General features: G+C 72.1%; 9 protein-coding genes. 2 read left to right on the top strand and 7 right to left on the bottom strand.

Annotation, left to right across the window (positions count from 1 at the left end):
* Both HMPREF0591_RS16130 and nadA read right to left on the bottom strand, forming a co-directional pair.
* A partial coding sequence (locus HMPREF0591_RS16130; RefSeq protein ID WP_007169673.1) for an L-aspartate oxidase occupies positions 1–1,252 on the bottom strand: 1,252 nt, incomplete at its 3' end.
* Positions 1,249–2,298, bottom strand: coding sequence for a quinolinate synthase NadA (gene nadA, locus HMPREF0591_RS16125; protein ID WP_007169672.1), 1,050 nt, complete (start codon positions 2,296–2,298; stop codon positions 1,249–1,251). The genes nadA and HMPREF0591_RS16130, both read right to left, overlap by 4 nt.
* Positions 2,299–2,344: 46 nt before the next feature.
* On the opposite strand from nadA, the gene HMPREF0591_RS16120 reads away from it, so the two are divergent.
* A complete protein-coding gene (locus tag HMPREF0591_RS16120) occupies positions 2,345–3,097 on the top strand; it encodes an NUDIX hydrolase (protein WP_007169671.1) in 753 nt (250 codons plus the stop codon).
* A gap of 169 nt (positions 3,098–3,266) precedes the next feature.
* Complete coding sequence (locus HMPREF0591_RS16115; protein WP_007169670.1) at positions 3,267–4,607, top strand: lipase family protein; 1,341 nt, start codon at positions 3,267–3,269, stop codon at positions 4,605–4,607.
* An 8-nt stretch (positions 4,608–4,615) separates the two neighbouring features.
* Here the strand turns inward: HMPREF0591_RS16115 and HMPREF0591_RS16110 are convergent, their stop codons facing one another.
* The 5 genes from HMPREF0591_RS16110 to bioD all read right to left on the bottom strand — a co-directional run.
* Complete coding sequence (locus HMPREF0591_RS16110) at positions 4,616–5,266, bottom strand: DUF2567 domain-containing protein (RefSeq protein ID WP_007169669.1); 651 nt, start codon at positions 5,264–5,266, stop codon at positions 4,616–4,618.
* The gene (gene bsaP / locus HMPREF0591_RS16105; protein ID WP_244268960.1) at positions 5,263–5,430 is read right to left on the bottom strand and encodes a biotin synthase auxiliary protein BsaP; all 168 of its coding nucleotides are present in this window, start codon (positions 5,428–5,430) and stop codon (positions 5,263–5,265) included. The genes HMPREF0591_RS16110 and bsaP overlap by 4 nt, the downstream gene beginning before the upstream one ends.
* Positions 5,431–5,504: 74 nt before the next feature.
* A complete protein-coding gene (gene bioB, locus HMPREF0591_RS16100) occupies positions 5,505–6,539 on the bottom strand; it encodes a biotin synthase BioB (protein ID WP_007169667.1) in 1,035 nt (344 codons plus the stop codon).
* A 160-nt stretch (positions 6,540–6,699) separates the two neighbouring features.
* Positions 6,700–7,209, bottom strand: a complete 510-nt coding sequence (locus HMPREF0591_RS16095; RefSeq protein ID WP_007169666.1) for a 2'-5' RNA ligase family protein — start codon at positions 7,207–7,209, stop codon at positions 6,700–6,702.
* Positions 7,209–7,692: ATP-dependent dethiobiotin synthetase BioD (gene bioD, locus HMPREF0591_RS16090; RefSeq protein ID WP_007169665.1), on the bottom strand; the 484-nt coding region annotated here is incomplete at its 5' end. The genes bioD and HMPREF0591_RS16095, both read right to left, overlap by 1 nt.

Here is a 7,692-nt window from a genome sequence, read left to right as displayed (position 1 = left end):
TGTGGGCGATCGGCTCGGGCAGGGCCGCCGCGACGCGCCCCGCCGAAACCGCGTGCGCCGCGGCCGCCCTGCCGGCGCGGCCACCGACCACCAGGCCCTCCAGCAGGCTGTTGGACGCCAGCCGGTTGGCGCCGTGCAGTCCGGTGCGCGCCACCTCGCCCGCGGCGAACAGGCCGGGCAATTCGGTCTGGCCGTGCACGTCGGTGACGACGCCGCCGCAGCTGTAATGCGCCCCCGGCACGACCGGGATGGGCTGGTGGACGGGGTCGATGCCGGCGGCGCGGCACGCGGCGGTCACGGTCGGGAATCGGGTCGCGAAACCCTCGATGCCCCGCGCGTCGAGGAAGACGCACGGGTCGCCGGTGGCCTTCAGCCGGGTGTCGATGGCGGCGGCGACGACGTCGCGCGGCGCCAGATCACCCATCGGGTGAACACCGGCCGTCACCGAATTGCCTTGCCGGTCAACAAGTATCGCGCCCTCGCCGCGGATGGCCTCGGTGACCAGCGGGCGCCGCCCGCCGGCCGTGCCGGCGAACAGCATGGTCGGATGGAACTGGATGAACTCGAGGTCGCTGACCGCGACGCCGGCCCACAGCGCCAACGCGATCCCGTCACCGGTGGAGCCCGCGGGATTGGTGGTCGCGCCGTAGAGGTGCCCGAGCCCGCCCGAGGCCAGGATCACCGAGGGCGCGTTGATGATCCCGTAGCCGTCGACGCTGCCCAGCAACACCCCGGTGACGGCGGCGTCGTCGTGCAGCACCCGCAGGGCGACATGGCCGGTGCGGATGTCCAGGCTGGCCGCGGCGCGGTCGAGCGCCCGCTGCACCTCGGCTCCCGTGGCGTCGCCGCCGGCGTGCACGATCCGCCGCCGCGAGTGGCCGCCCTCGCGCGTGACGTCCCAGCGCCCCGGGACCGCCTCGTCGAACCGCGCTCCGGCGCCGACCAATTCGGACACCGCCCGGTAGCCGTCGGCGACGATCGAGCTCACCGCGTCGGGGTCGCACAGGCCGGCGCCGGCCGTCAGGGTGTCGGCGACGTGGGCCTCCACCGAGTCGTCGTTGCCGGGCAGGACCACGGCGATGCCGCCCTGCGCGTAATGGGTCGCGGTCCCGCCCTTGGCCTGGTCGGCCTTGCTGAGCACGACGACGCTGCGGCCGGCGCGATGGGCGGCCAGCGCCGCGGCCAGCCCGGCGACGCCGGTACCGATGACGACGACGTCGGCGCTGTGCGTCCAGTCGGGGCGAACGATCATTCGCCACCGCCCGGTTGGCCGATCTCGATCATGCGTTGGACACTGCGCCGGCCCGCCGCCGCGATGTCGGCGTCGACGTCGACTTCGTCGGCGCCCTCGACCAGGCAGCGCAGCAGGGCCGCGGGCGTGATCATCTTCATGTACTTGCAGGACGCCCGGTCGTTGACCGCGCGGAAGTCGACCTGGGGGGCGGCGCGGCGCAGCTGGTGCAGCATGCCTACCTCGGTGGCGACCAGCACCTTGCGGGCGTGCGTCTGGTGCGCCGCGTCGAGCATGCCGCCGGTGGACAAGATCTTCACCCGGTCCGCGGGGAACGCGCCCTCGCCGGCGAGGTACAACGCCGAAGTGGCGCAACCACATTCGGGGTGCACATAGAGTTCGGCGTCGGGGTTCGCGCGGGCCTGCTCGGACAGCTCGTCGCCGTTGATGCCGGCGTGCACGTGGCATTCGCCGGCCCAGACGTGCATGTTGGTGCGACCGGTCACCCGGCGCACGTGGGCGCCGAGGAACTGGTCCGGGCAGAACAGCACCTCGCGGTCGGCGTCGATGGACTCGACCACGTCGACCGCGTTGGACGACGTGCAGCAGATGTCGGTGAGCGCCTTGACCGCGGCGGTGGTGTTGACGTAGGACACGACGACCGCGCCGGGGTGCTCGTCTTTCCAGGCGCGCAGCTCGTCGGGGGTGATGGAGTCGGCCAGTGAGCAGCCGGCCCGCTGGTCCGGGATGAGGACCGTCTTGCCGGGGCTGAGGATCTTGGCGGTCTCGGCCATGAAATGCACCCCGCAGAACACGATGGTGTCCTCGGGCGCCTCGGCGGCGATGCGCGACAGCGCCAGCGAATCGCCGACGTGGTCGGCGACGTCCTGGATGGCGGGCAGCTGGTAGTTGTGCGCGAGCACGGTGGCACCGCGCAGTTTGGCGAGCCGGCGAATCTCGGCGGCCCACTGCGCGTCGCCGTCCACGCCGGCGTAGCCGGCGGGTGAATCCGTGATGTCGGCGATCATGTCTTCGGCGAGCGTGTCCATGCGATTCAGGACCGTCATGGCGGCTCCTTTCAGGCCGGGAGGTTTTCGACTTATAATCGAAAACATGGCCCATGGTAACACCGCCCACGAAGTGCTCGCGGTCGTATTCCAGGTTCGCCGCGTCACAGAGCAGGTTACGAAGGGCTGCCCGACGCAGAAACCGCAGCTTAACGTGCTGTTATGGCAGCGTGCCAAGGATCCGCAGCGCGGCGCCTGGTCGCTGCCGGGCGGGCGGCTGCGCAGCGACGAGGACATGACCACCTCGGTCCTGCGGCAGCTGGCCGAGAAGGTGGACCTCCAGGAGCTGGCGCACCTGGAGCAGCTGGCGGTGTTCTCCGACCCCGACCGGGTGCCGGGCGCCCGGGTGATCGCCTCGACCTTCCTGGGATTGGTGCCCTCCCCTGCCACGCCCGAGCTGCCGCCGGACACCCGCTGGCACCCGGTCAGCTGCCTGCCGCCGATGGCCTTCGACCATGGCCCGATGGTGACGCACGCCCACGCGCGGCTGATCGCCAAGCTCTCCTACACCAACCTCGGATTCGCCTTGGCGCCAAAGGAATTCGCGCTCTCGACGCTGCGCGACATCTACGGCGCCGCGCTGGGCTATCAGGTCGACGCGACGAACCTGCAGCGGGTGCTGGTCCGCCGCGGCGTGATCAGCCAGACCGGCACCATCGCGCAGTCGGGCCGCAGCGGGGGGCGGCCGGCGGCGCTTTACCACTTCACCGACTCCCGGCTCCGGGTCACCGATGAATTCGCCGCGCTGCGGCCCCCCGGACAGCCCCAGCCAGGTTTGACCGCAGCCCCGCCCGGTTAACGCTCCATTAAGCTTGCGGAAAGCGTCTTCGGGGGGCGCCGGTGGATCGACATCAGTGGCGCAGCTGACCCGCACGCCCTGACAAGAAGTCGGTCACAACGCGGCGATTACGTTTTGGTTACCTGCCGTTCGTGCGCGAGAATGCGCGATGGCCTAGAAGGGAGCCTCGATGGCAGAGCTCGGCAATCTGGCGGGCACGCGCGGCGCGGAGTGGATCGCCCGGCCGCCGCACGAGGAACTGCAGCGCAAGGTACGGCCGCTGTTGCCCTCGGACGACCCGTTCTACCAGCCGCCGCTGGGCTTCCAGCACGCCGAGCCCGGGACGGTGCTGCGCTCGCGCGACGTCGAGCTGGCGTTTCTGGGCCTGATCCCGCAGCCCGTCAGGGCCGTCCAGCTGCTCTACCGGACGATGGACATGAACGGCGAGCCCGAGGCGACCGTCACCACGGTGATCGTCCCGGCCGAGCTCACCCCGGAGCGGCCCTGCCCGCTGCTGTCCTACCAGTGCGCGATCGACGCCGTGTCGTCCCGCTGCTTTCCGTCCTATGCGCTGCGGCGCCGGGCGAAGGCGCTCGGGTCGATCGGCCAGCTGGAACTGTTCCTGATCACCGCCGCCGTCGCCGAAGGCTGGGCCGTCTCAGTGCCCGACCACGAGGGGCTGCAGGGCCTGTGGGGCGCGCCGTACGAACCCGGTTACCGCGTGCTCGACGGCATCCGGGCCGCGCTGGGTTCGGAGCGCCTGGGACTGTCGCCGTCGGCGCCCATCGGCCTGTGGGGGTACTCCGGTGGCGGGCTGGCCAGCGCCTGGGCGGCCGAGGTGTGCGCCGAGTACGCGCCCGAGCTGGACATCGTCGGGGCGGTGCTGGGATCACCCGTCGGTGACCTGGGCAATACCTTCCGCAGGCTCAACGGCAGTTTCCTTTCCGGCCTGCCCGCGCTGGTGGTGGCCGCGCTCGCCCACATCTACCCCGAGCTGGACCGGGTGATCAAGGAACACAGCAACGAGGAGGGGCGCGCCCTGCTCGAGTCGCTGGAGAAGATGACCACCGTCGAGGCGGTCGTCCGAATGGCCGGCAAGAACATGGGCGACTACCTCGACGAGCCGCTCGATGCCATCCTGTCGACCCCCGAGGTCATGCACGTCTTCGACAACATCAAGCTCGGTGTCGCCGTGCCGACGCCGCCGGTGCTGATCGTGCAGGCCGTCCACGACTACCTCATCGACGTGAAGGACATCGACGTGCTCGCCGACGCCTACTCGGCCGGCGGCGCACAGGTCACCTACCACCGGGACGCGTTCAACGAGCACATGCTGCTGCACCCGCTGTCGGCGCCGATGACGCTGCGCTGGCTCACCGACCGGTTCGACCGCCGGCCGCTGACCGAGCACCTGATCCGGACCACCTGGCCGACCATGTTCCACCCGATGACCTACGTCGGGATGGCGCGGCTGGCCAAGATCGCAGCCAAGGTCGTCCTCGGCCGCAGGATTCACCGCCGCCCGCTATAGCAAGGCGGCTATGACTGGGGTGATTCCGAGGCGCCGCCGGCCCCGACCGGCACCGCATCGGAAGACCCGCCACCCGTCGGCAGGGCGCCCAGGTCGTCGCGGGCGTCGGCGGCGGCCAGCACCGCGTACACCAGCGCGGCGATGGCCGCGGGCCACAACAGGGTCAGGGCCACCTGCAGCGGATTGTCCGCGAAGAACACCGGGGGCGCCTGCACGACGTAGGCCACCGACGGGCCCTTGGCCAGCGGAACCGCGTCGAAGTTCAGCGCGCCGTAGCTGATCCGGACCAGCGCCGCGCCGGTCGCGGCCGCGGCCGCCGCGGCAGTCACCATGCCGGTCGACAGCGCGACCACCATCCCCGGCCCGCGGTGCGCGCGCCACTGCCACGCCAGCACCGCGACCACCACGGCCAGCACCGTCAGCAGCCCCAGCAGCAGGCACGGCGCGTCGAAGAAGTGCTCCGACTCGTCGCCCAGGTAGTCGTGGACCCGTTCGCCCGCCCGGGTGAGCGCCACGACCGCGTGGATCGGCGGGGCGATCCACGCCCACACCCCACCGACCGCCACACCGGCCAGCGCCGAGCCCAGCCCGGCGATGACGACGGCGCGCACCCGAGCGGCGCGCGCGACGGTAGGGGCCGTTTCCGCGTGCTCGGTCACCGCTGGACCTCCAGGTCGACCGAGTCGACCTCCCCATGCCGCGAACACCGCGCCCGCCAGCCGTCCGGGCGCACCTGCACCACCATCCGGCGCCCGCATTCCGCGCAGAACCGGGGCGGCTCCAAACCCAACTGCGCCGCCGTCGGCACGGCGGTGCCGCCCATTTCCCCGGTGTAGACGTTGTAGACGCCGGCGCCGACGGGCGCGCCCAGATGCCGAACCACGGTGTCCACGTCGCTTACAGGGTCGCGTTGAGCGCCTTGATCGGCATCTGCAGGTCGTCGAGCAGCTCCAGATCGGCCTCGGCCGGGCGGCCGAGCGTCGTCAGGTAGTTGCCGACGATCACGGCGTTGATGCCGCCCAGGATGCCCTTCTTGGCGCCCAGGTCGCCGAGGGTGATCTCGCGGCCACCGGCGAAGCGCAGCATGGCGCGCGGCAGGGCCAGGCGGAAGGCGGCCACCGACTTCAGCGCCTCGGGCACCGGCAGCACCTCCAGGTCGCCGAACGGCGTCCCGGGGCGCGGGTTGAGAAAGTTCAGCGGCACCTCGTCCGGGCCGAGCTCGGCCAGCTCGGCGGCGAACTCCGCGCGCTGTTCGAGCGTCTCGCCCATGCCCAGGATGCCGCCGCAGCACACCTCCATGCCGGCGTCGCGCACCATCGACAGGGTCTGCCAGCGCTCTTCCCAGGTGTGGGTGGTCACGACGTTGGTGAAGAACGAGCGGGCGGTCTCCAGGTTGTGGTTGTAGCGGTGCACCCCCATCGCCGCAAGCTGCTCGACCTGCTCGGCGGTCAGCATGCCCAGCGAGCAGGCGATGTTGATCTCGACCTCGTTGCGGATCGCCTCGATGCCGGCCGCGACCTGGGCCATCAGCCGCTCGTCGGGCCCGCGCACGGCGGCCACGATGCAGAACTCGGTCGCCCCGGACTTGGCGGTCTGTTTGGCGGCCTCGACCAGGCTGGGGACGTCCAGCCGGGCGCTGCGCACCGGCGAGGCGAACAGCCCCGACTGCGAGCAGAAGTGACAGTCCTCCGGGCATCCGCCGGTCTTGAGGCTGATGATGCCCTCGACCTCGACCTCGGGTCCGCACCAGCGCATCCGCACCTCGTGGGCCAGCGCCAGCAGGTCGTCGAGCCGGTCGTCGGGCAGCTGCAGCACCCGCAGCACCTGGTCCCGGCTCAGGCCCTCGCCGCGCTCGAGTACCTGTTCGCGCGCAACCGCCAGGATGTCCGCGTCGTGGGCGCCGGTCGCCGGTCGGGTTGCCGCTTGAGTCACCAGTACTCCCCTGCATCGTCGGTGGCCGAGCACGCGGCCAACCTGCCCACGGTCGGGGCAGTGCGAATCAAAGTGTTCAAAGTAGGGTAACGGCCGCGGCGCGTGACCTCCGCCGGGGTATCTCGCCGCCATGGCCGACCCGCACCGGACTACGCGGCCGTTAGCCGATCAGGTAGTCGACCTTCTTCTCGCCGTTCCAGTGCCGCAAGCCGGCGAAGGCGCCCTCGACCAGCGGGGGCCGCCCCGCGATGCGCAGCGCGCGGCTCAGCGCCGGCCCCCCGACGCGGCGGGCGAGGGTGACGTGCGGCGTCCACTGACCGGGCAGGCTGGTGGGGGCCGGCGCGGGGTCGAGGTGCTCGCCGCACAGCCGGTGCACCTCGGCGTGGAAATCGAGCAGCTGCGCCGTCGGCACGATGAGCCGGGCCAGGATCGCGTTGGACCGTCCGAGCAGCAGTGACCCGCCGACGGCGCAGCCCAGGGGCAGCCGCTCGGTCAGCGGCCGCAGCGCGGCGTCGGCCTCCCCGGCGATGCGATCGGCCACCGCGAGCGTGACGTGCGGCCGCCCGGCCGGCGCCTGGCTCGGTATCCCGGCGCCGGCCAGCGCGTCCCAGAGCCCGCGGATCGTGGCCTCGGTCTCGGCGTCGAAGAGCAGCTCGATCGAGTGGACCATCAGCGGACCAGGGCGGTGACCCAGCCGCGGTCGAACGCCGCCGCGCTCATGGCCGCGAACCGCGCGGCGCCCATCGACCCGGCTCCCGCGGGCAGCGCCGCCCGCACCGGGCGCAGCCGGTCCAGGGCGACCCGGTTTGAGGTCTCCGCGAGCCCGGGCCGTTCGGGCCAACTCCCGATGACCAGCCCGGCGCACGAAACGTTGTGCGCGGCAAGCGCTTCCAGGGTCAGCGCGGTGTGGTTGAGGGTTCCGAGCTCCGCGGTGACGGCGACCAGGGCCGCGGCGCCCAGCTCGGCGGCGAGGTCGCGCAGCGTGACGCCCGCGGCGGCGAGTTCGACCAGCAACCCGCCGGCCCCCTCGACCAGCGTCAGCCGCCCCGGCCGGTCCAGGCCGGCGATCAGCCGCAGCACCTGCTCGCCGGTGGGCAGTGGCGCGCCGGCCAGCTCGGCGGCGGCGGCCGGCGCCAGGGGTTGGGGGTAGCGG

Origin of the sequence: Mycobacterium parascrofulaceum ATCC BAA-614 (assembly GCF_000164135.1) — a bacterium.
Classification (GTDB): domain Bacteria; phylum Actinomycetota; class Actinomycetes; order Mycobacteriales; family Mycobacteriaceae; genus Mycobacterium; species Mycobacterium parascrofulaceum.
The sequence above is the reverse complement of the archived record's forward strand: the minus strand, read 5'-3'. Positions and strand labels throughout refer to the sequence as shown.

What these genes read in the sequence shown, in the direction of transcription:
- nadA (WP_007169672.1), bottom strand. Translation starts at nt 2,298, where the DNA reads ATGACGGTCCTGAATCGCATGGACACGCTCGCCGAAGACATGATCGCC.
- HMPREF0591_RS16120 (WP_007169671.1), top strand. Translation starts at nt 2,345, where the DNA reads ATGGCCCATGGTAACACCGCCCACGAAGTGCTCGCGGTCGTATTCCAG.
- HMPREF0591_RS16115 (WP_007169670.1), top strand. Translation starts at nt 3,267, where the DNA reads ATGGCAGAGCTCGGCAATCTGGCGGGCACGCGCGGCGCGGAGTGGATC.
- bsaP (WP_244268960.1), bottom strand. Translation starts at nt 5,430, where the DNA reads ATGGGCGGCACCGCCGTGCCGACGGCGGCGCAGTTGGGTTTGGAGCCG.
- HMPREF0591_RS16095 (WP_007169666.1), bottom strand. Translation starts at nt 7,209, where the DNA reads ATGGTCCACTCGATCGAGCTGCTCTTCGACGCCGAGACCGAGGCCACG.